The 20,155-nt window shown below is 67.0% G+C and carries 20 protein-coding genes and 1 tRNA gene; 11 read left to right on the top strand and 10 right to left on the bottom strand.

Translation table 11 applies throughout. The features are described from left to right. Window positions 1–23: 23 nt before the first annotated feature. Genes AVT10_RS00275 through AVT10_RS00260 form a run of 4 tightly spaced genes read right to left on the bottom strand, consistent with a single transcriptional unit; the run spans window position 24 to window position 4,467 of the window. Window positions 24–743, bottom strand: a complete 720-nt coding sequence (locus AVT10_RS00275; protein ID WP_232307813.1) for a DUF4163 domain-containing protein — start codon at window positions 741–743, stop codon at window positions 24–26. A gap of 55 nt (window positions 744–798) precedes the next feature. Beyond that, window positions 799–2,154, bottom strand: coding sequence for a dihydrolipoamide acetyltransferase family protein (locus AVT10_RS00270; RefSeq protein ID WP_066686771.1), 1,356 nt, complete (start codon window positions 2,152–2,154; stop codon window positions 799–801). Window positions 2,155–2,159: 5 nt separating this feature from the next. Continuing rightward, a complete protein-coding gene (locus AVT10_RS00265; RefSeq protein ID WP_066687994.1) occupies window positions 2,160–3,164 on the bottom strand; it encodes an alpha-ketoacid dehydrogenase subunit beta in 1,005 nt (334 codons plus the stop codon). Between the two features lie 10 nt (window positions 3,165–3,174). Beyond that, window positions 3,175–4,467 (bottom strand): 3-methyl-2-oxobutanoate dehydrogenase (2-methylpropanoyl-transferring) subunit alpha, encoded by a 1,293-nt coding sequence (locus tag AVT10_RS00260; protein ID WP_066686768.1) that lies wholly within the window; start codon window positions 4,465–4,467, stop codon window positions 3,175–3,177. 156 nt (window positions 4,468–4,623) lie between these two features. On the opposite strand from AVT10_RS00260, the gene AVT10_RS00255 reads away from it, so the two are divergent. Then, window positions 4,624–5,193, top strand: a complete 570-nt coding sequence (locus AVT10_RS00255) for a photosystem reaction center subunit H (RefSeq protein ID WP_066686765.1) — start codon at window positions 4,624–4,626, stop codon at window positions 5,191–5,193. 90 nt (window positions 5,194–5,283) lie between these two features. Here the strand turns inward: AVT10_RS00255 and AVT10_RS00250 are convergent, their stop codons facing one another. Further along, the gene (locus tag AVT10_RS00250; RefSeq protein WP_066686762.1) at window positions 5,284–7,416 is read right to left on the bottom strand and encodes a M3 family metallopeptidase; all 2,133 of its coding nucleotides are present in this window, start codon (window positions 7,414–7,416) and stop codon (window positions 5,284–5,286) included. 101 nt (window positions 7,417–7,517) lie between these two features. Between AVT10_RS00250 and AVT10_RS00245 the strand changes: the two genes are divergently transcribed. After that, entirely contained in the window at window positions 7,518–7,979 is a 462-nt protein-coding gene (locus AVT10_RS00245) for a hypothetical protein (RefSeq protein ID WP_066686760.1), read from the top strand. A 125-nt stretch (window positions 7,980–8,104) separates the two neighbouring features. On the opposite strand, the gene AVT10_RS00240 is transcribed toward AVT10_RS00245, so the two are convergent. From AVT10_RS00240 to AVT10_RS00230, 3 genes are read right to left on the bottom strand one after another with little or no spacing between them, the layout of a single operon-like run. Next, window positions 8,105–8,758, bottom strand: coding sequence for a DUF4893 domain-containing protein (locus AVT10_RS00240; RefSeq protein ID WP_066687991.1), 654 nt, complete (start codon window positions 8,756–8,758; stop codon window positions 8,105–8,107). A gap of 7 nt (window positions 8,759–8,765) precedes the next feature. After that, complete coding sequence (locus AVT10_RS00235; protein WP_066686758.1) at window positions 8,766–9,551, bottom strand: 3-hydroxybutyrate dehydrogenase; 786 nt, start codon at window positions 9,549–9,551, stop codon at window positions 8,766–8,768. A gap of 3 nt (window positions 9,552–9,554) precedes the next feature. After that, window positions 9,555–10,715 carry a patatin-like phospholipase family protein gene (locus AVT10_RS00230; RefSeq protein WP_066687983.1) on the bottom strand — a complete coding sequence of 387 codons (1,161 nt, stop codon included), beginning with the start codon at window positions 10,713–10,715 and terminating at the stop codon, window positions 9,555–9,557. A gap of 128 nt (window positions 10,716–10,843) precedes the next feature. On the opposite strand from AVT10_RS00230, the gene ypfJ reads away from it, so the two are divergent. The 4 genes from ypfJ to AVT10_RS00210 are packed head-to-tail and all read left to right on the top strand — an operon-like array spanning window position 10,844 to window position 12,827. Further along, a complete protein-coding gene (ypfJ, locus tag AVT10_RS00225) occupies window positions 10,844–11,722 on the top strand; it encodes a KPN_02809 family neutral zinc metallopeptidase (RefSeq protein WP_066686756.1) in 879 nt (292 codons plus the stop codon). After that, the gene (locus AVT10_RS00220) at window positions 11,722–12,189 is read left to right on the top strand and encodes a GreA/GreB family elongation factor (RefSeq protein WP_066686755.1); all 468 of its coding nucleotides are present in this window, start codon (window positions 11,722–11,724) and stop codon (window positions 12,187–12,189) included. Before ypfJ ends, AVT10_RS00220 begins: the two co-directional genes overlap by 1 nt. Further along, the gene (locus tag AVT10_RS00215) at window positions 12,186–12,638 is read left to right on the top strand and encodes a YaiI/YqxD family protein (RefSeq protein WP_066686753.1); all 453 of its coding nucleotides are present in this window, start codon (window positions 12,186–12,188) and stop codon (window positions 12,636–12,638) included. The genes AVT10_RS00220 and AVT10_RS00215 overlap by 4 nt, the downstream gene beginning before the upstream one ends. Before the next feature lie 9 nt (window positions 12,639–12,647). Continuing rightward, window positions 12,648–12,827: a hypothetical protein gene (locus AVT10_RS00210; RefSeq protein ID WP_055763497.1), complete on the top strand. Its 180-nt coding sequence runs from the start codon at window positions 12,648–12,650 to the stop codon at window positions 12,825–12,827. 145 nt (window positions 12,828–12,972) lie between these two features. Here AVT10_RS00210 and AVT10_RS00205 read toward each other — a convergent pair whose 3' ends face one another. Beyond that, window positions 12,973–13,962: an NADP-dependent oxidoreductase gene (locus tag AVT10_RS00205; protein WP_084401164.1), complete on the bottom strand. Its 990-nt coding sequence runs from the start codon at window positions 13,960–13,962 to the stop codon at window positions 12,973–12,975. 106 nt (window positions 13,963–14,068) lie between these two features. Continuing rightward, complete coding sequence (locus tag AVT10_RS00200; RefSeq protein WP_066686736.1) at window positions 14,069–15,313, bottom strand: DUF2171 domain-containing protein; 1,245 nt, start codon at window positions 15,311–15,313, stop codon at window positions 14,069–14,071. A 220-nt stretch (window positions 15,314–15,533) separates the two neighbouring features. Between AVT10_RS00200 and AVT10_RS00195 the strand changes: the two genes are divergently transcribed. From AVT10_RS00195 to AVT10_RS00175, 5 genes are all read left to right on the top strand, one after another. Further along, window positions 15,534–15,609 (top strand) — tRNA-Ala (locus tag AVT10_RS00195). Between the two features lie 193 nt (window positions 15,610–15,802). Beyond that, window positions 15,803–16,051, top strand: coding sequence for a hypothetical protein (locus tag AVT10_RS00190; RefSeq protein WP_066686734.1), 249 nt, complete (start codon window positions 15,803–15,805; stop codon window positions 16,049–16,051). A gap of 110 nt (window positions 16,052–16,161) precedes the next feature. Next, window positions 16,162–17,079, top strand: a complete 918-nt coding sequence (epsC, locus tag AVT10_RS00185) for a serine O-acetyltransferase EpsC (protein WP_066686732.1) — start codon at window positions 16,162–16,164, stop codon at window positions 17,077–17,079. A 60-nt stretch (window positions 17,080–17,139) separates the two neighbouring features. Further along, the gene (locus AVT10_RS00180; protein ID WP_066686731.1) at window positions 17,140–17,835 is read left to right on the top strand and encodes an endonuclease/exonuclease/phosphatase family protein; all 696 of its coding nucleotides are present in this window, start codon (window positions 17,140–17,142) and stop codon (window positions 17,833–17,835) included. Next, on the top strand, window positions 17,832–20,129 hold the full coding sequence (locus AVT10_RS00175; RefSeq protein WP_066686729.1) for a patatin-like protein: 2,298 nt from the start codon (window positions 17,832–17,834) through the stop codon (window positions 20,127–20,129). The genes AVT10_RS00180 and AVT10_RS00175 overlap by 4 nt, the downstream gene beginning before the upstream one ends. Window positions 20,130–20,155 lie beyond the last annotated feature (26 nt).

The following is a 20,155-nucleotide window of genomic DNA, read 5'->3' as shown; positions in this document are numbered from 1 at the left end:
TCCTCCCCGCTTGCGGGAAGGAACTAGCGAACTGCAAACGCCGCGCGATACTCGGGTTTTACGGCGCGCAGCACCGCCTGCGTCACCGGCAGCGTATGTTCATACGGCCCCTCGACATAGGAGCCGACGACATATTGGTCGGCGATCACGCCGATCCGGTTCAACGCGCGCCCGTTCGATGACCCCAGCAGAACTGTCACGTCCTTCGCCGGCGGGCATTGGCCGAACGTCGTATCGTTGCCCGCATCGGCACCCACGCGCCGCGTCCGTTCGGCGCGCATCCAGCGGCACCACGGCGTCATCACCGCCGACTGAAACGCCGCGGGAGAGACGAACAGCGACACGGCGTTCATCCGCCGCCCGGCCCGCTTGTCCCAGATCAATCCGCCCGACGACCCGTTGCCATGCGCCCCGCCGGTATCGCTGTAACTGGCCGACGACAGGCTGAGAAAGCGCGGCGTTTCGGTGACGACGTCCCAGCTCTGCTGCAACTCGTACGCCCGGAACGGAGCGCGGGCGGCCTTCGCCTCCCGGCGCGCCTCGGCGGACGCGCGGACGACCCATGCGCGCCGTTTCGCCTTGTCGGCTTCCAGCCACGCCTTGAGCGGCGCGATGCGGGCAGCCTGTACCGGGTAGCTATAATCGAACTCGTAATCCGCCGTCGCTGCCGGCTTCTGCGCGATGGCCGACGGTGCCACCGCCGCCGCCAGCATCGCCACGCCGATCATCGATCCTGCCCGCATTCCACAACCCTCCGCATCCCACGCTACCCGAACGCGGCTGCCGCAGGCCGACGGGTCAGTCGGCGAACAACAGCACCGGCGTTTCGATCAGCCGCTTCAATGCCTGAACATAGCTGGCGGCGTCATGCCCGTCGACGACGCGGTGGTCGCAGCTGATCGACAGGTTTATCAGCTTGGCCTTGACGATCTCCTCGCCGCCGCCGGGCCGTGCGCGGAATACCGGGCGCTCGACGATGCGGTTCGGGCCGATGATCGCGACTTCGGGGCGGTTGATGACCGGCGTCGTCGCGATCCCGCCCAGCGGCCCCAGCGAGGTGACGGTGATCGTGCCGCCGGACAATTCCTCGGATTTGGCCTTACCGGTGCGGGCCGCTTCGGCGAGGCGGATAATCTCGCTGGCCAGCTGCCAAGGATTCATGTCCTGCGCGTCGCGGATCACCGGCACCATCAGCCCGGCATCGGTCTGCGCCGCCATCCCCAGATGGACGCTGCCGAAGCGCGTAACGACACCCGCTTCGTCGTCATAGCGCGCGTTGAGCATAGGGAAGTCGGGCAGCGTCCGGCAGATCGCGACGATCAGCAGCGGCAACATGGTCAGCTTGGGTCGCTGGCCCCGTGCGGCATTCAGATCGGCACGCATCGCCTCCAGCGCGGTGACGTCGATCTCCTCGACATAGGTGAAGTGCGGGATGTGGCGCTTCGCGGCCGCCATGTTCTCGGCGATGCGGCGGCGCATGCCGATGACCTTGACGGTTTCGTCCGCGCGCGCGCGGCTGGCGTTCGGGGCACGGTAGCCCTGCGCGCTGCCGTAGCGGAGGAAGGCGTCGAGGTCGGCGTGGCGGATGTGCGGGCCGTCGTGGCGGACGGTGAACAGGTCGATGCCGAGGTCCTTGGCACGAGCGCGCACCGCAGGCGAGGCGAGCACCTTATCCTCCCCGGCACGGGGAGGGGGACCGTCCGGCGCAGCCAGATGGTGGAGGGGGGCGGCCTCCTGCGAAACATGGTTGGGTGTAGCGTCCAGTGGCGCCCCCCCTTCACCATGCTGCGCATGGTCCCCCTCCCCTCCCCGGGGAGGATCTTGCCGTTCGGCTACTGGGGAGGTTGCGACCTCTTCAACGCCCGGGTTTTCCGCCCCGACCCGCTCGGGTTCGGCCGGCTGCACGACCTCGCCTTCGGTCTCGATCACCACCAGCGTTGCGCCGATCGCCACCTGATCGCCCGGCTCGCCGGCCAGTTCGACCACCGTGCCCGCGACCGGGCTTTCCATTTCGACCGTCGCCTTGTCGGTCATCATGTCGGCGAGGCGCCCGTCTTCCTCGACGCGGTCGCCTACGGCGACGTGCCATGCGACGATCTCGGCTTCGGAAATGCCTTCGCCGATGTCGGGCAGGCGGAAAGAGAAACGTGCCATGGCGGTCAGTCCTGCATGATCTTCTTGAGCGCCTGTCCGATACGGACCGGCCCCGGGAAATACGCCCATTCGAGGCTGTGCGGATACGGCGTGTCGAAGCCGGTCACGCGCTCGATCGGCGCTTCGAGATGGTGGAAGCAGCGTTCCTGCACCAGCGCCGACAATTCGGCACCGAAGCCGCCCGTCCGGGTCGCTTCGTGCACGATCATGCAACGACCGGTCTTCTTCACCGACGCCTCGATCGCGTCGATGTCGAGCGGCACCAGCGTGCGCAGGTCGAGGATTTCGGCATCGACACCGGCCGCTTCCACGGTCGCCTGTGCGACATGGACCATCGTGCCATAGGCGAGGATCGTCAGGTCGGCGCCTTCGCGCACGACCTTCGCCTTGCCTAGTTCTATGCGGTAATAGTCCTCGGGCACTTCCCCGCCGGGATGTTTCGACCAGTTTTGCGCCGGCTTGTCCCAATTGCCGTCGAACGGGCCGTTATAGATGCGCTTGGGTTCGAAGAAGAGGACCGGGTCGTTGTCCTCGATCGCGGCGATCAGCAGCCCCTTGGCGTCATAGGGCGTCGACGGGATTACCGTCTTGATGCCCGATACGTGGGTGAAAATGCCCTCGGGCGACTGGCTGTGTGTCTGCCCACCGAAGATACCGCCGCCGAACGGCGAGCGCACCGTGATCGGCGCGGTGAAGTCACCGGCCGAGCGATAGCGCAGCCGCGCCGCCTCGCTGACCAGCTGGTCGAGCGCGGGGTAGATGTAATCGGCGAACTGGATTTCGGGCACCGGACGCAGGCCGTACGCGCCCATCCCGACCGCGACGCCGATGATGCCGCATTCGGTGATCGGCGTATCGAACACGCGGGTCTTGCCGTATTTCGACTGTAGCCCGGCGGTCGCGCGGAACACGCCGCCGAAATAGCCGACATCTTCGCCCATGACGATCACGCTCGGGTCGCGGTCCATTACCACGTCCATCGCGGAGTTGATCGCCTGGATCATGTTCATCCGCGCCATGTCAGTGGCCCTCCTTGCGCGCCCAGGGGCGACCGGAGGCCTCCTCCTCGGCCATCATCTGCGCCTGTTGTTCACGAAGGTGCCACGGCATGTGCTCGAACACGCCGTCGAACAACGTGTCGAGCGGCTGGTGCAGGCCGTGGCCGAGGATGCCGTTGGCCTCTGCCGCCTTCTGTGCGGTGCGGACGGCTTCGGCGACCTCGCGGTCCATCGCCGCGTGACGTTCGTCATCCCACTCGCCGATGTTGACAAGGTGCGCCTTCAACCGGGCGATCGGATCGCCCAGCGGCCATGCGGTCGGCTCACCGGCGGAGCGATATTGCGACGGATCGTCCGAAGTCGAGTGTCCTTCGGCGCGATAGGTGAAATGTTCGATCAGTGTCGGTCCCTGATTGGTCCGTGCGCGTTCGGCGGCCCAGGCGGTGGCGGCATAGACCGCCAGCGCGTCGTTGCCGTCGACCCGCAGGCCGGCGATGCCGTAGCCGATCGCCCGCGCGGCGAAGGTCGTCGCCTCCGCGCCCGCAAAGCCGGAAAAGCTGCTGATCGCCCATTGGTTGTTGACGACGTTGAAGATCACCGGCGCGCGGTAGACGGTGGCGAAGGTCAGCGCGGAGTGGAAGTCGCCTTCCGCCGTGCTCCCCTCCCCGCACCACGTCGCCGCGATCCGGGTATCGCCCTTCGACGCCGACGCCATCGCCCAGCCGACCGCCTGCGGATATTGCGTGGTCAGGTTGCCAGAAATCGAGAAGAAGCCGAAATCCTTCGACGAATACATGATCGGCAACTGCTTGCCCTGCAACTTGTCGCCGCTATTCGAATAGATCTGGTTCATCATTTCGATCAGCGGATAGTCGCGCGTAATCAGGATGCCCTGCTGGCGATAGCTGGGGAAGGTCATGTCGTCGCGGTCGAGTGCCATGGTTCCGGCAACCGCGATCGCCTCTTCGCCGGTACATTTCATGTAGAAGCTGGTCTTGCCCTGCCGCTGCGCGCGGAACATGCGTTCGTCGAACGCGCGCACCGTCGCCATCTTCAGCAGCATCCGCCGTAGCATGTCGGGGTCGAGCCGGGGGTTCCAAGGGCCGACCGCCTGCCCCTGTTCGTCGAGCACCCGGACCAGCGTGTAGCTCAAGTCGTGGAAGCTGTCGGGCGCGGCGGCGGTGTCGGGGCGGGGTTGCGCGCCGGCGGGCGGCACGGCGACATCGGCGAAGTCCACGGCATCGCCGGGACGGAATTTGGGTTCGGGCACGTGCAGCGCGAGGCGCGGCAGGTTCGTGCGGCTGTCGCCGGTCATGCACTCTCCATGTCTCTGCGTCGTCCGTCAGGGCGCGCAGACTCGTTACAAACGCTTGTTATATAATTTCAACGCACTTGGCGAGGGGGTCGTTGCGCCCGACAGGAACCGTTGGCGCAATTATCCGTATCGCATTGAACCGAAACGGAGAAAATCATGGGCGACCTTGCCGGGTGGATCGCACCGACCGCTACCATGATCGCCGCGATGATGACCGCCGCCAATCTGGGCGCGCGGATCACCGGATGGGGCTTCGTCATATTCTGCGTCGGATCGGTCGCGTGGACGACGGTCGGACTGACCAGCGGACAGACCAATCTGGTGCTGTCGAACGCGTTCCTGACACTCGTGAACATCGTGGGCGTATGGCGCTGGCTGGGGCGGCAGGCGAGCTACGACAAGGGCAGCAGCGCGGCGGCGGACGCAAGCGCGCGGCATCCGGTGCCCTCGCTATATGCGGCGGGCGGCGTGATCGGGGCGACGCTGACGGGACCGCGTGGCGAGGCGGTCGGGACGATCGTCGACGCGATGCTCGGCTGCGGCGACAATGCCATCGCCTATGTCGTGGTCAGTACCGGGGGTGTCGGTGGGGTCGGCGAGACGCTGCATGCGCTGACGCCGGGGGAGTTGCTGTTCGGGAAGGATGGGGTTCGGACGACGCTGACCGCCGATGCGGTTCGCGGGAAGCCGGTGGTGCAGGCGAACCACTGGCCCGAGGCGGTGTAGGGGGCCGCCGCATTCCGGCAGTTCCGTATGCGGGCGCCCCCCTCCACCGTCCTGCGGACGGTCCCCCTCCCCGCGTAACGGGGAGGATCTTTAGCGGACCGGGAAGCCGCGGCGCTTGAACAATGCGGTCACGTCCGGGTCGCGACCGCGGAACGCGCGATAGGCGTCCTTGCGGTCGGTTTCGTTGCCGGTCGACAGCAACGTCTGGCGGAAGCGATCCGCCGTCGCCTTGTCCCACACATTGCCGGTCGCCTCGAACGCCGCCCAGGTGTCGGCGTCCATCGTTTCCGACCAGAGGTAGGAATAATAGCCGGCGGAATAGGCGTCGGAGGAGAAGAGGTGATTGAACTGCGGCAGGCGGTGCCGCATCACCATCTCCCTGGGCATGCCGAGCCTGCCCAGCGTTTCCCGCTCGAACGCCGCGACATCGGTCACCGGCGTCTCGCGGTCGTGCAACTCCATGTCGACGATCGCCGAGGACAGATACTCGACGGTGTCGAAGCCCTGGTTGAAGGTCGACGACTTCTCGATCTTGTCGACCAGCGCCTGCGGCATCGGCTGCCCGGTTTGGTAATGCTTGGCATAGCGGTCGAGCACGTCGCGCGTCAGCAACCAGTTCTCGTTCACCTGGCTGGGATATTCCACGAAGTCGCGCGGCGTGCCGGCGAGGCCCGGATAGGTCACGTTCTGCAGGAACGAATGGATCGCGTGGCCGAATTCGTGGAACAGCGTCGTGGCGTCGTCGAGGCTGATCAGCGTCGGCTGCCCGGCGGCGCCCTTGACGAAATTGTTGTTGTTCGACGCCAGTACGTTGGTCTCGCCGCCCAGCTTCTGCTGTCCGCGATAGCGCGTCGCCCATGCCCCCGACCGTTTGCCCGAGCGGGCGAAGTTGTCGAGATAGAAGACGCCGACATTGCGCCCGGTCTTCGCATCGGTGACGACGAAGGTCCGGACATTCTTTTCGAACACCGGAATCTGCCCGGTATTCTCGGTAAACTTCAGGTCGTAGAGGCGACCGGCGGCGTAGAAGGCGGCCTGCACGATATTGTCGAGCTGGAGATACGGCTTCACCTCGCTTTCATCGAGGTCGTATTTCGCCTTGCGCACCTTTTCGGCGTAGAAGCGATAGTCCCATGGTTCGATGGTGATGTTCGCGCCGTCCTTGCGCGCCAATGCCTGCATGTCGGCGACTTCCTCGCGCACGCGCGCCACCGCGGCGGGCCAGACGCGCATCATCAGCGCCTTGGCATTGGCGGGCGTACCGGCCATCGTGTCGTCCATGCGCAGATAGGCGTGGTTGCGGAAGCCGAGCAGCTTGGCCCGCTCCTGCCGCAGCTTCAGGATGGTCGCGATCGTCGCCTTGGTATCGTTGGCGTTGCCGTTGTCACCGCGCATGACGAAGGCGCGCCAGACCTTTTCGCGCAAGGCACGGTCGGTGGCATAGGTCAGCACCGGCGCGACCGACGAGCGGGTGTTGACGATCGCCCATTTGCCCGCAAGGCCCCGCTCGTCCGCTGCCGCCTTCAACGAGGCGATAAAGCTGTCGGGCAAGCCGGCAAGTTGCTTCGCGTCGTCGACGACGATCCAGGTTTCCTCGTCCGCCAGCACCTTCTGGCTAAAGTCGTTATAGGCGACCGACAATTGCTGGTTCAGGCCGCTGACCTGCTGGCGCTGCGCATCGGTCAACAGGCTGCCGCGTCGCACGAAGCTGCGATAGGTCCGCTCCAGCAAGCGCAGCTGCTGCGGGTTCAGCTTCTGGCTCGCACGGCTATCATACGCCGCCTTGATCCGGGCGAACAGCTTCGGGTCGAGGAACAGTTCGTCATAAAAGGCCGACAGCTTGGGCGACCATTCGCGGTCGATCGCCTGCACGTCCTTGGTCGCAAGGTTGCTGGTATAGACGCCCCACATCGACCCGACACGCTCCATCATGTCGCCGGCCAGTTCCATCGGTTCGATAACCGTCTTGAACGTCGCGGGTCGCTTGTCGTCGCGGATTGCGTGAATTTCGCGGCGCATCTCCGCCATCGCCACCGGGAAGGCGACCGGGAACATCGCCGGCGTCACCTTGTCCCAGGGCGGCACCCCCTGATACGGGCCGGTCCATTTCGCGGTGAGCGGGGTCGCGTCGACGGTCGCGGCGGGCGCCTGCGGCATGGCAGCGGCAAAGGCCGAGGGTATGAAAATGGTCGTGGCGAGCAGCGCGCCGATACGCAGGATCATGCAACTATCCGTTTTACAGGCAAATTCGTATCGAGGGTAACGATCGGGAGCCGCTTGGCAAGATCGGCGTTGATGCGGCAACGAAACGATACGGGGCCTCCATGCAAATCACTTCGCTGACCGAACTCGACCACGTGCGCGACGAAGCGCGCACGCTGGTGACCAAGCGTGCGCTGGTATCGGCCGGCGCGTCGGCAGTGCCGGTGCCGGGTGCCGACCTGATCGTCGATGCCAACATCCTGACCAAGCTGCTGCCCGAAATCAGCAACCGGTTCGGGCTGGACGAAAAACAGGTCAAGGCGCTGGAGCCGGACCGGGCCAAGCAGGTGCTGCTGATCGCCGCCAACCTGGGCAATGGCGTGATCGGCCGGTCGATCACCAAACGGATCGTCACCATGCTGATCCGCCGCGTCGGCGCGCGCTATGCCAGCAAGTCGCTGCTGCGCTTCGTGCCGTTCGCCGGGCAGATCGCGGCGGCAGGCATCAGCTTCGGGGCGATGAAGCTGGTCGGCAATTCGCATATCGACGATTGTTACGAGACGGTGCGGCGCACGCTGGCTTAGAACGCCCAACACCTATTCCAATCGTCACCCCGGACTTGATCCGGGGTCCCGCTTCTTCTTCTGATGTCGTTAGAAAGCGGGACCCCGGATCAAGTCCGGGGTGACGGTTTGGATAGGGTTGCTCGCTACTCCGCCGGCACCAGTTCGATCACGTCCAGCAGCGATTCGAACCGCGGATAGGGCAGGACCAGCCGCCAGCGACGCTCCCCTACCCGCTCCAGCAACCCGGCCATGTCGCGGTCGCGGTCCTGGCCATATTGCAGCGCCGCCCGTTCGTCACCGAGCAGCAGCGTGCCGAGAAAGACGGTGCGGTCGCCATCTGCGAACAGCAGGCCGACCGGGCGCTGCGACCCGCTTTCCTTGTAGAAGCTGCGGACGCGGCCTTCGTCGGTGATGTGGCAATCGAACGCGGGATAGGCAGTGAAGTCGCGCATCGCGCTGCCCGCGCCGCCCAGCTTGAACACGCGACAGCGATAGCGCCCGGCCGGGGCCGATCCGCCGGCCAGCGCACCATCGGGGTTGAACAGCGCCCCCTGCGCCGCGATCGCCGCCGCATCTGCCGCGCGTGCGCGGGGCAGCGCGGTCATCCACGCATCGCGCCACCGCCGCAGCCGGTCGCGATCCGCCGGGGTCGCCACCCGCCGCCAGTCGTCCGATCCGGCCGACGGCGCCGTCGGAGGCGCGCCGGTCCCGGACGAAGCGACAGCCGCCCCACCGCCACCGCACGCGGTGGTCGCGCAGCCGGCCAGGATCGTCGCGAGCGATGCGAGGCGGATCATGCCACGATCACGCGGCGGTCCATCCGCCATCGATCGACAGGTTCGCGCCCGTAATCGCCTTCGCCTCGTCACGGCACAGGTACAGTGCCAGGCTGGCGACCTGTTCGGCGGTGACGAATTCCTTGGTCGGTTGTGCGGCCAGCAGCACGTCGTTCATCACCTGCTCGCGCGTCAGGCCACGCGAGGCCATCGTGTCCGGAATCTGCTTTTCGACCAGCGGGGTCCAGACATAGCCGGGCGAGATGCAGTTGGCGGTGATGCCGCAGGTCGCGACTTCCAATGCGACCGTCTTGGTCAGGCCGGCCAGACCGTGCTTGGCGGTGACATAGGCCGATTTGTTGGGGCTGGCGACCAGGCTATGCGCCGATGCGGTGTTGATGATGCGGCCCCAACCGGCCTTCTTCATGTGCGGCACGGCGGCGCGGATCATGTGGAAGGCCGACGACAGGTTGATCGCTAGGATCGCGTCCCATTTGTCGACCGGGAACTCCTCGATCTTGGCGACATGCTGGATACCGGCATTGTTGACGACGATGTCGACCGACCCGAACTCGGCCGCCGCCTTGTCGACCATGGCCGCGATCTGCTCCGGCTTGGTCATGTCGGCCGCGTCGTAGCGGGCCTCCGCGCCGCTTGCCTGCGCCAGCGCGGCGCGTTCCTGTTCGATCGCGGCTTCGTCGCCGAAGCCGTTGATGACGACCGTCGCACCTTCGGCCGCGAATGCCTTGGCATAGGCGAGGCCGATGCCCGACGTCGAACCGGTGACGATCGCAGTCTTGCCCTTCAGGAACATGCGTTATCCTTGGCGTTGGTGAAGAGAATGGGTGAGGTCGAACGCGGCGGTGCGTCCGTCGAGGATGTTTTCGGCGACGACGCGGGCATTGGCCATCGTCTCGGCGATGGCGGCGCGACCGGCGGCCCAATGCTCCTGCATCGCGCGCGCCGAAAATTCGAAGTCGCGCGCGCCGCCTTCCCAGCGGTTCGCGCGGTAGATCAGGTGGACGAGACTCAGCGGATGTTCGTCCGCCATCGCCTCGAGCGCGCGGACATCGGCATCGTCGCGCAGCTCGACCGGCAATTTGCAGACCAGCCGGCGGATCAGCTCGCGCTCCTGTCGCAGACGCAGGCGTTCGGCGGTGACTTGCCGGGTGCGGCTGGAGAAGCGGATTTCCTTTTCCCGCGCCGCCACGTCGCCGATGGTGCGCGGGAGTTCGGCCTCGGCGGAGAACAGGTCGACTTGAAACACCAGCATCGGATCGCGCTGATGGTCGAGGATATGGGTCAGCGGCGTGTTGCTGACGAGGCCACCGTCCCAGTACCAGCGGCCGTCGATCTCGACCGGGGGGAGGCCCGGCGGCAGCGCGCCCGACGCCATGACGTGCCGCGCGTCCAGCCGTTCGCGGGCGCTGTCGAAGTACACGAAGTTGCCGCTTGCGATGTCGACCGCCCCGACCGACAGCCGTACCGGGCCGTCATTGACGAGGTCCCAGTCGACCAGCGTATCGAGCGTCTCGCGCAGCGGCCCGGTATCGTAGTAGCTGAGAGCCCCCGCCGTGCCGGGCGCGGCGAATTGCGGCGCGATCCCGCGCGGGCGGAAGAAGCCGGGTACGCCGGTCGCCAGCACGACGCCCGCCGACCATTCATGTACCCATTCGCGCACGCGGTCGTCCGGCAGGATCGGGAACCAGGGGAGCACGCCGGCCGCCGTCTCCCAGAATTGGCGCAACCGCTCGATCCGGCGCTCCGGCGGGTTGCCGGCGAAGATGGCGGCGTTGATCGCCCCGATCGAGATACCGGCGACCCAGTCGATCTCGATCTGTGATTCCCCCAGGCGTTCGATCACGCCCGCCTGATAGCTGCCCAGCGCCCCGCCCCCCTGCAGCACCAGCGCCACGCAATCGGGCAAGGGCAGACCGGCGGGGGATTGTCGGCGCAAACGGGGATCAGCTTCTGCCATCGACGACACTTTGCGCATTATGCGTACGGGGTACAACGCCCCTTCAACCGATTTCATGGCGGCTGGTTGCAACATCATGGGCGTTTCGCGCATTTCAGTACGCAGCTACAACGATTGGACCGCCGCCCATGCGCCTCGACGATCTCGATCCATCCAGCAATGTCGACGATCTCGGTCGCGGAAGTGGCGGGTTCGGGGGCGGCGGGTTCAACCTGCTGGGCCTGCTGCCGCTGTTGCTCGGGCGCGGGCTGGGTTGTGGCACCATCGGCATCCTGGCGATCGTCGGTGTCGCCTTCCTGCTGTTTTCGGGCGGCGGCGGCCTGATCGGCGGCGGGTCGCAGGCTCCGACCGCGCAACAGGGTTCGGCGCAGGAGAATGTGCCGTGCGATACGGCCGAGGAACTCTTCGCCTGCCGGGTACTCAAATCGACCGAACAGGTCTGGGGCCAGATCTACGCCGAACAGGGCGCGCGCTACACGCCGCCCCGGCTGCGCTTCTATCAGGACAACAACCAGTCGGGCTGCGGCGCGGCGCAGGCGGCGATGGGGCCCTTCTATTGCCCGACCGATCGTGGCGTGTATCTCGACACCAGCTTCTTCCGCGAATTGTCGCAGCGTTTCGGCGCCAGCGGCGACTTCGCGCAGGCCTATGTCGTGGCGCATGAGGTCGGCCACCACATCCAGAACCTGACCGGACAGGCCGAAGCGGTCAGCCGCGCGCAACGGACGCTGCCGACCGCGCAGGGCAACGAACAGTCGGTGCGGCTGGAACTGCAGGCCGATTGCTATGCCGGCGTGTGGGCGAAGCGCAGCGGCCGGATGGAGCCGGGCGACCTGGAGGAAGGGCTGCGCGCGGCCGAGGCGATCGGGGACGACCGGTTGCAGGGCAGCAACGCTGCACCCGAGAGCTTTACCCATGGCACGTCGGCGCAGCGGGCCTATTGGCTCAAGCGCGGGTATGACACGGGCGATCCCGCCCGGTGCGATACGTTTTCAGGGACGATTTGATGAGCGTTGCGTTTCGGCGAGAGGATGACGACGAGCATAAGGAACCCCGGTTCGAACTGCCGCTGCCGCCCGGCCCCAATCTGGTAACGAAGCGCGGGCTGGCGGCGATGGCGGCGCAGGTCGCGCGGCTGGAAGGCGAGCTGGAGGCGGCGGAAGGTGACGCCGAGCGGACGACGGCGATCAGGCGCGACCTGCGCTATTGGCGCACGCGCCATTCGACGGCGGAGATCGCCCCTGTCCCGACCGACGAGGTCGCGTTCGGATCGCGCGTCACCTATACGCTGAACGGCCAGCGCAAGACGATCGAACTGGTTGGCAGCGACGAGGCCGATCCGGCGGCAGGACGTATCCCGTTCACCGCGCCGCTGGCGCTGGCGATGACTGGGCTGATGGCGGGCGAGACCGCTGATTTCGGCGGGCGCAGCGACGCGATCGAGGTGATCGAGACCGGTCCGATCGAACCATGACCCGCATCCTGGTCGATGCCGATGCCTGTCCGGTGAAGGACGAGGTGTATCGCGTCGCCGAACGGCACGGCGCGCGGGTATCGATCGTCAGCAACAGCCATTTTCGCGTGCCGCTCCTGCCCTGGGTCGAGCGGGTGGTGGTGTCGGACGGGTTCGATGCCGCAGACGACTGGATCGCGGACGCCGCGGGCGCGGATTGCGTGGTGGTCACCGCCGATATCCTGCTGGCGGATCGTTGCCTGAAGGCCGGTGCGGTGGTGCTGGCGCCCAACGGCAAGCCGTTTACCGGCGCGTCGATCGGCGGCGCGATCGCCACTCGCGCGATCATGGCCGACCTGCGCGCGGGCGGCGAGCAGTTGGGCGGGCCGCCGCCGTTCGGCAAGGCGGACCGGTCGAACTTCCTGCAATCGCTCGACGCCGCGCTGGTGCGGCCGGCCCGCCAACGATAGGAGACGCGCATGGCCGAGAAGTTCGAACGTCACCGCCAGCCGTGGCGGCCCGATGAAATCCAGAAGCTGCACCAGTTGGCGGGCAAGGGCATGGCGTTGAAGGCGCTGGCCAAGGCGCTGACGCGTAGCGAGGAGTCGATCAAGGATCGGGCAAAGGAAGACGGGTTGAAGATCGCGAAGTTGCGGTAACCGCAGGCTCCTCCCCAGCACGGGGAGGGGAACCAGCAGAGTTGGTGGAAGGGGCGAGCCGCTGACGCTGCGGTTCCGTATGCCGACAACCCCCTCCACCGTCCTTCGGACGGTCCCCCTCCCCGCGGAGCGGGGAGGATCTTGGTTACAGCTTCACCAGCATCTTGCCCTTGTTCTGGCCGCTGAACAGACCGAGGAACGCGTCGGGCATGTTCTCCAGCCCTTCGACCACGGTTTCCTCGCGCTGGAAGTTGCCGCCGGCGACGATTTCGCCCATGCCCTGCTGGAATTCGGCGATGCGACCCATGAAGTCGCTGACGATGAAGCCCTGGATGCGGATGCGCGCGGCGATGACCCGCATCAGGTAGCGCAGGCTGGTCGGCTGCGACGCGTTATAGCCGTCGATCATGCCGCAGATCGCAAAGCGGGCGCCCTGGTTCGCATGGGCCAGCGCCGCGTCGAGATGGTCGCCGCCGACATTGTCGAAATAGACATCGATCCCGTCCAGCGCGGCGGCGCCGAGCGCCTTCACCAGCGGCACGTCACCCTTATAGTCGATGACATGGTCGGCACCGAGAGAGCGGACCCATTCGACCTTTTCCGCTCCGCCGGCCGATCCGATGACGGTCATGCCCTTCGCCTTGGCGATCTGCACCACGACCGACCCGACCGCGCCGGCGGCGGCCGAGACGAACACGGTGTCGCCGGCCTTCGCCTCGGCGACGGCAAGCAGGCCGAACCACGCGGTCATGCCGGTCAGGCCCAGCGCACCTAGGAACGCCTGTTCGGGGAGATCGATATCGGGCAGCTTGTTCACGCCCTTGGCAGGCACGATCGCTTCGTCGCGCCAGCCGGCCATGTGCTGCACGCGGGTTCCGACCGGCAGGTCGGCGGCCTTGCTTTCGATCACTTCGCCGACCGCGCCGCCATCCATCGGGGCGTCGAGCTGGAACGGCGGGACATAGCTTTTCACGTCGTTCATCCGGCCGCGCATATAGGGGTCGACCGACAGCCAGCGATTCGCGATGCGGACTTCCCCGTCCGCCAGTTCGCGCTGCGGCAGGTCGCGCAGGTCGAAATCGGTCATCACCGGCATTCCCTGCGGTCGCTTTACCAGATGCCACGCCTTCGCCATGTTGGATGCTCCATATCAGTTTCGGTCCGCAACTTAAGCGCCTGTCCCGCAAAAGCAAAGGGGCGCGGTTTCCCGCGCCCCTCCGCCTGTCGCCACTGCGAACGGTTTAGTAGGTTCCGGGGGAGCTACGATTGAGGTTCGTATTGCTGTCGGTCGTCGTCCCGCCCACGCCGGTTCCGGCCGTGGTCGAGGTGCCGGCACCCAGCGCCTGACCGGTCGTGGTCGACGTGTTGCCGGTCGTGGTCGACGCGCCATAGCGGTTCGCTTCGCGCGTCCGGTCGTCGTCATTGTTCTGCGTGCCGAAGCGATCGCTGCCATAGCGCTGCTGCGACTGGTTGCCGAACATCGCCTGCTTCTCTTCCTCGTCGCGCCATGCCTGCTTGGCTTCCGAGGCGGTCTTGCGCAGCTTCACCTTGCCGTCGACCGACGACACCCAGCGCGACGGGATCGAGTGATGATGACCACCGGCGTCCGGGTCGCTCTTCGTCAGGATGATGCGGTCGCCGCGCACCTTGTCGACAGTGCCGACATGTTCGTCGTCGGACCCGACGACTTCCATATGCTCGGTCACGCGGGTCAGGCTGTCGCGCTGCGTCTGCCGCTCGGTGCGGAAGGCGTTGAACTCGCTCTGGAAGCGCTGCGAATTTTCCTGGCGATATTCGTCGTAATCGCGGTCGAACGCGCTGACCTGCGTGTCACGCCATGACCGGTAGGCGTGGTCGCCGTGACGGTCGTCATAGCGCGCCATCTGCTCGTCGTAGCGCTGGTCGCGTTCGCGGCGGCGTTCCGCTTCTTCATCGCCGAACCAGGAGCGGACTTCGTCGCCGGCGCGCGCCAGGAAACCGCGCTCGTCGGCATCATATTCGAGGTCGTCGCGCCGGTTGCTGCGGTCGTTCCGGAAGCGGTCGTTTCCGTAGCGCGAGTCGCGTTCGCCCTGATCGGCGAAACGGTGGCCGTCATGGGCATAGCTGCCGCGATAGCGGTCGCCCTGCGCACCGTAGCCCCGCGACCCGCGATCCGAATAATCGAAGTCCCGGCTGCCGTAATCGCGGCTGCCGTAATCGCGGCTGCCATATTCACGGTTGCCATAGTCCCGGCTGCCATAGCCGCGGTCGCGGTCCGCACCGTAGCTGGAGCCGTAGGACGAACGGCCGCCATAATAGTCGCGATTGCCGCGGTCGTCGCGCTGCGATCCGCTGCCATAGCTTTGCGAACCATAGCCATAGCCGCCCCGTCCACGATCGTCGCGGTCCCGCCAGCGGTTGTCTTCGCCGTTGCGGCTGTTCCGCGACCAGTCGTCGTCGCGCGAATAGCGATCATAGCCCATGAAAATCTCCTGCAGATGGTTCATGTTGTTGGCGGCGCAGCAGCATGGTCGCTGCCATGTCGTATGCCAGAGAAGCACCCAACAGGCCGATGGTTCCGACCCGTCTGAAACGGGCGCGACGAAGGGGTTCGTCGCAGCGACCGATGGCGGCCGGACGTTTTTGATCGGGAAATGTGCAAGACCCGTTGCATCCGCTTTTTCGGGCCGCTAAGGGAACGGCCCCGGCGACGTCCGGGAACGGGGCGGGGCTGTAGCTCAGATGGGAGAGCGCTGCAATCGCACTGCAGAGGTCAGGGGTTCGATTCCCCTCAGCTCCACCACCCCGCCTTCTACCTCCACATCGCTGATCTGATAGCGCGACCACCGCCGGATCGGTCGCGGCATGGCTGCTTGCGTTGATAGCGGAGCAATACCCCACTAAAGCAATGGGATTATTCCCAGCTCCCGTCGAGCGGTTACAACGACCCTCGACACCGCCGATCCGCGGCGGTCCTGAACATGGGGAGATCAGGTTTGAAACAGAATTTCGCACCGCTCGCGGCCGTCGCGTTGCTCGGGCTCGCCGCATGCGGCGACAAGACCGCCGCCGACAATGCCGCCGCGGAAAACGCCGTGATCGAGACGAACCTGACCTCACTCGACGAACCGCTGGCGAACGATGTGGCGCTCGGCAACGACGTCGCCCTGCCCGGCGACAATGTCGTGCTGAACGACGCCGCGGCGAACGTAGCCGATCCGGTAACCAACGGCACCGGCCTTTGAGTTTCGCGGCGCTCCGGGCGCCGCCTCCGCAACGCTTTGGATAGCTCCCTGAGCGCAACTCGGGCCGGACGGCAGCCGCCGCCCGGCCCCTTTCTTTGCGAGCAGATGCGATGACCCAGCCCGACGACGACCGCCGCCGCGCGATCGACCATGCCACCCGTGCCCTGTCGAGCGCGCGCATGGCGTGGCGGCAGGCGCAGCCGAACCGGCGGCAGCCCGCGGCCTTTCCGCGCCGTGCCGAGCTGGCACGCGCGGTCGAGCTGCTGGCGGCGGCGCTGTTCCCGGCGCGGATCGGCGGCTTTGATGGCGCGGCTGACGCGGAGGATGCGTTCGTTGCCGAACGACTGACCGAAGCGTTCGCGCTGCTCGATACGGCGATCGTCGCCGAGTTCGCTTATTGGCGCGATGCGACGGGGATCGGGGCGGCGGCGGAGCGGCCCGCAGAGATCGTGCGGCTGTTCGCGGGGACGCTGTCGCGGGTGCGGGCGCTGCTCGACACCGACGTCGCGGCGATCTTTCGCGGTGACCCGGCCGCGCGGAGCGTCGACGAAATCCTGATCTGCTATCCGGGCGCGACCGCGATCCTGCACCATCGCCTTGCGCACGAGCTGGATTCGCTGGGCGCGCCGATCGTCGCGCGGATCATGTCGGAAATCGCTAACGAACGCACCGGGATCGACATCCATCCCGGTGCGACGATCGGGCCGGGCTTCTTCATCGACCATGGCACCGGCGTCGTCATCGGCGAGACGGCGGTGATCGGCGCGCGGGTGCGGCTGTACCAGCATGTGACGCTGGGCGCGCGGACACCGCGCCGGTCGGAGCTGCGCGAGGCGACCGGACCGTTTGCCGAACGGGTGCCGCGCCATCCGATCGTCGGTGACGATGTGGTGATCTATGCCGGGGCGACCATTTTGGGGCGGGTGCGGATCGGCGACCGGGCGGTGATCGGCGGCAATGTCTGGCTGCTGAAGGACGTCGCGCCGCGCACCGTCATCGTGCAGCCGGAGGCGGTCGTCGCGTCCTGACGGGACAATCGATCACGCCAGCGAAACGAAACCGGGCATCGCGACGTTGAGCGATGAACGATGATAAAGGTAGCCAGCTATAACATGCGCAAGGCGATCGGGACCGATCGCCGCCGCATGCCCGAACGCACGCTGGAAGTGCTGCGCGAGGTCGATGCCGACATCATCGCGCTGCAGGAATGCGACCGCCGACTGGGCGAGCGCGCCGGGGTGATCCCGCTGCACATGCTGGACGAGCACAGCCCGTGGAAGGCGGTGCCGATCGCGATCCGGGCGCAGTCGATGGGATGGCACGGCAACGCGCTGCTGGTGCGCAAGGACGCGACGGTCAGCGCGCCCCGCCGGATCGAGATACCGGCGCTGGAGCCGCGCGGTGCGGTGCGGGCGGATGTGACGCTGAACGGCATGACATTGCGGGTGGTGGGCATGCATCTCGACCTGTCGGGGTTGTGGCGGCGCAAACAGGCGTCGGCGATCCTGCACGAGGTCGATGGCTGCGAACCGGCGCTGCCGAGCGTGTTGATGGGCGACCTGAACGAATGGACGCCGCAATCGGGATGCCTGCGCGATTTCGGGCGCAATCATCGCTTCGCCGAAACCGGTCCGAGCTTCCATGCGAAGCACCCGGTCGGGCGGCTCGACCGGATCATGGTGTCGAGCGAGTTACGCGTCGTGGAGTCCGGCACCCATCACAGTGCGGCGGCGCGCAAGGCGTCGGATCATCTGCCGATCTGGGCGACGATCGAGCCGGCATGAACGACGCCCCGCCCCCGCTGCGTGACCGCGAGCTGCGGCTGGCGCTGGTCTGTTACGGGGGGATCAGCCTGGCGGTGTATATGCACGGGCTGGTCAAGGAAGTGTGGCATATCGCCCGCGCCAGCCGGGCGATGCAGGACGAGAGCGAGCCGCTCAGCGGCAGCGCCGGCGTCTATCAGACGATGCTGCACGAATTGGCGACACTCAGCGGCATCCGGTTGCGGGTGCTGGTCGATATCGTCGCCGGCGCCAGCGCGGGCGGGATCAACGGGGTGTTCCTGGCCCATGCGGTCGCGACGGGCCAGTCGCTCGACCCGCTGACCGAATTGTGGCTGGAGGGCGCCGATATCGAAGCGCTGATCGATCCGGCACAGGCGCCGGCCAGCGCGCTGTCGCGCCCCTGGGCCCGGCCGATTGCGTGGATGGCGCTGGGCCGCGAGGGCGAGGACGTGTCGAGCGTAGACATCGCCGCGCGCGACGAACTGCGCGCCAAGCTCGACCGGTTCGTCCGCGCCCGGTGGTTCGAACCGCCCTTTGGCGGGCGGGCGATGGTCGACATGCTGCTGAACGCGTTCGAGGCGATGGCGGCGGGGCCGGTCGGCCCGCGCCTGCTGCCGCCGGGCCAGCCGCTCGACCTGTTCGTTACCGTCACCGACTTTGCCGGCCACCCCGAATTGCTGCGGCTCAATTCGCCCAAGGAGGTGGTGGAGACCGAGCATCGCATCGTCATCGGCTTTTCCGACCATGGCGACGGGCCGCTGGCCGATCCGGCCGAACTGGTGTTCGCGGCGCGGGCGACGTCGAGCTTCCCGGGCGCGTTTCCGCCGTTCCGGGTGGGCGAACTGGATGCCGCGCTGGCGGATCGGGGGACCGCGTGGCCGGGGCGCGAGGCGTTCCTGCGCCGGGTGCTGCCACGGCAATCGGCGGTGAACATGGTCGAACAGGCGGCGCTGATCGACGGATCGGTGCTCGCCAACGCCCCGTTCCGCCCGGCGATCGACGCCCTTCGCGAACGCCCGGCGCGGCGGCAGGTCGACCGGCGCTTCGTCTATCTCGACCCCGCGCCCAACCACAAATTCGGCTTCGGCACCGAATCCAAGGGGCCGCCGACCTTCTTCCAGACGATCCTCGGCGCGCTGTCCGAACTGCCGCGCAAGCAGCCGATCCGCGACAATCTGGACGCGATCCAGCGCCGGTCGGAGCGGATCGAGCGGATGCTGGCGATCGTCGAGAAGCTGCGCGCCGGGGTGGAGGCGGAGGTCGAGCAGCTGTTCGGCTATACCTTGTTCCTCGACTGGCCCACCCCCTCGCGCCTCGCCGGGTGGCGGCAGCGGGCGCAGGTGCAGGCGGCGAAGCGCGCCGGCTATGGCCATGCCGCCTATGGGCTGCTGAAGGTCGACCAGGTGCTCGACCGGCTGGCCGACCGGGTCGTGACGCTGGCGGACGACCCCTCCCCCGACCGGCGGCGGCGGTTGCGCGAGGCGTTTCACCGCATCGTCGTGGAGCGGGAGGCGGACCGGTTCGATGGCGATGGCGCGTCGGCGGCGACGATCGACTTCCTGCGCGCCCATGATCTCGCCTTTCGCATCCGACGGCTGCGGCTGCTGGTGCGGACGGTTTCCGCGATGGAGCCGGACCAGGATGCGGCGGCGCTGGCGCCGGTGCGCGAGGCGATCTTCGCCAGTTTGACGCCCTACCTCGCCTGCGAACATGCCGATCATTTCGACGCCGTCCGGCCGCTGGCTGCCGACAAGCGGGTCGATCCGGCCGATCTGCTGGCGGCGATGGCGACGGCGATGGACCTTGCCACGCTCGACGCGCAGGCGGAGGAACTGCTGTCGGCGGCCCTCTCCGCCGCGCCGCGCGACATTCGCCGGCCGGTGCTGCTCGCCTATCTGGGCTTCCCGTTCTTCGACATCGCGACGCTGCCGCTCCTGGGCGGCGAAGGGCTGGACGAGTTCGATCCGGTGCGGGTCGACCGGATCGCGCCCGACGATGCGCCGTCGATCCGGGCGGGCGGCGCGGAGGCGACGTTGAAGGGCATACGCTTCAACAATTTCGGGGCGTTCTTCAGCCGGCCCTATCGCGAGAACGACTATCTGTGGGGGCGGCTGCACGGGGCGGAGCGGATGATCGATATCGCGCTGTCGACCCTGCCGAGCGAGGTCCGCCTGCCGCCGGGGTGGATCACCCGGCACAAGCGCGCGGCGTTCCTGGCGATCCTCGACGAGGAGCAGCCACGGCTGACGACGATCCAGCCGCTGTTCGACGAGTTGCGGGCGGAGATCGGGTAGCGGCCTTTCCCTGCCCCTGCGCGCCG

Origin of the sequence: Sphingomonas hankookensis (genome assembly GCF_001619955.1) — a bacterium.
Taxonomy (GTDB): Bacteria; Pseudomonadota; Alphaproteobacteria; order Sphingomonadales; family Sphingomonadaceae; genus Sphingomonas; species Sphingomonas hankookensis_A.
This window is presented reverse-complemented; position numbering and strand designations above follow the sequence as displayed.

What these genes read in the sequence shown, in the direction of transcription:
- AVT10_RS00275 (WP_232307813.1), bottom strand. Translation starts at nt 743, where the DNA reads ATGCGGGCAGGATCGATGATCGGCGTGGCGATGCTGGCGGCGGCGGTG.
- AVT10_RS00270 (WP_066686771.1), bottom strand. Translation starts at nt 2,154, where the DNA reads ATGGCACGTTTCTCTTTCCGCCTGCCCGACATCGGCGAAGGCATTTCC.
- AVT10_RS00265 (WP_066687994.1), bottom strand. Translation starts at nt 3,164, where the DNA reads ATGAACATGATCCAGGCGATCAACTCCGCGATGGACGTGGTAATGGAC.
- AVT10_RS00260 (WP_066686768.1), bottom strand. Translation starts at nt 4,467, where the DNA reads ATGACCGGCGACAGCCGCACGAACCTGCCGCGCCTCGCGCTGCACGTG.
- AVT10_RS00255 (WP_066686765.1), top strand. Translation starts at nt 4,624, where the DNA reads ATGGGCGACCTTGCCGGGTGGATCGCACCGACCGCTACCATGATCGCC.
- AVT10_RS00250 (WP_066686762.1), bottom strand. Translation starts at nt 7,416, where the DNA reads ATGATCCTGCGTATCGGCGCGCTGCTCGCCACGACCATTTTCATACCC.
- AVT10_RS00245 (WP_066686760.1), top strand. Translation starts at nt 7,518, where the DNA reads ATGCAAATCACTTCGCTGACCGAACTCGACCACGTGCGCGACGAAGCG.
- AVT10_RS00240 (WP_066687991.1), bottom strand. Translation starts at nt 8,758, where the DNA reads ATGATCCGCCTCGCATCGCTCGCGACGATCCTGGCCGGCTGCGCGACC.
- AVT10_RS00235 (WP_066686758.1), bottom strand. Translation starts at nt 9,551, where the DNA reads ATGTTCCTGAAGGGCAAGACTGCGATCGTCACCGGTTCGACGTCGGGC.
- AVT10_RS00230 (WP_066687983.1), bottom strand. Translation starts at nt 10,715, where the DNA reads ATGGCAGAAGCTGATCCCCGTTTGCGCCGACAATCCCCCGCCGGTCTG.
- ypfJ (WP_066686756.1), top strand. Translation starts at nt 10,844, where the DNA reads ATGCGCCTCGACGATCTCGATCCATCCAGCAATGTCGACGATCTCGGT.
- AVT10_RS00220 (WP_066686755.1), top strand. Translation starts at nt 11,722, where the DNA reads ATGAGCGTTGCGTTTCGGCGAGAGGATGACGACGAGCATAAGGAACCC.
- AVT10_RS00215 (WP_066686753.1), top strand. Translation starts at nt 12,186, where the DNA reads ATGACCCGCATCCTGGTCGATGCCGATGCCTGTCCGGTGAAGGACGAG.
- AVT10_RS00210 (WP_055763497.1), top strand. Translation starts at nt 12,648, where the DNA reads ATGGCCGAGAAGTTCGAACGTCACCGCCAGCCGTGGCGGCCCGATGAA.
- AVT10_RS00205 (WP_084401164.1), bottom strand. Translation starts at nt 13,962, where the DNA reads ATGGCGAAGGCGTGGCATCTGGTAAAGCGACCGCAGGGAATGCCGGTG.
- AVT10_RS00200 (WP_066686736.1), bottom strand. Translation starts at nt 15,313, where the DNA reads ATGAACCATCTGCAGGAGATTTTCATGGGCTATGATCGCTATTCGCGC.
- epsC (WP_066686732.1), top strand. Translation starts at nt 16,162, where the DNA reads ATGACCCAGCCCGACGACGACCGCCGCCGCGCGATCGACCATGCCACC.
- AVT10_RS00180 (WP_066686731.1), top strand. Translation starts at nt 17,140, where the DNA reads ATGATAAAGGTAGCCAGCTATAACATGCGCAAGGCGATCGGGACCGAT.
- AVT10_RS00175 (WP_066686729.1), top strand. Translation starts at nt 17,832, where the DNA reads ATGAACGACGCCCCGCCCCCGCTGCGTGACCGCGAGCTGCGGCTGGCG.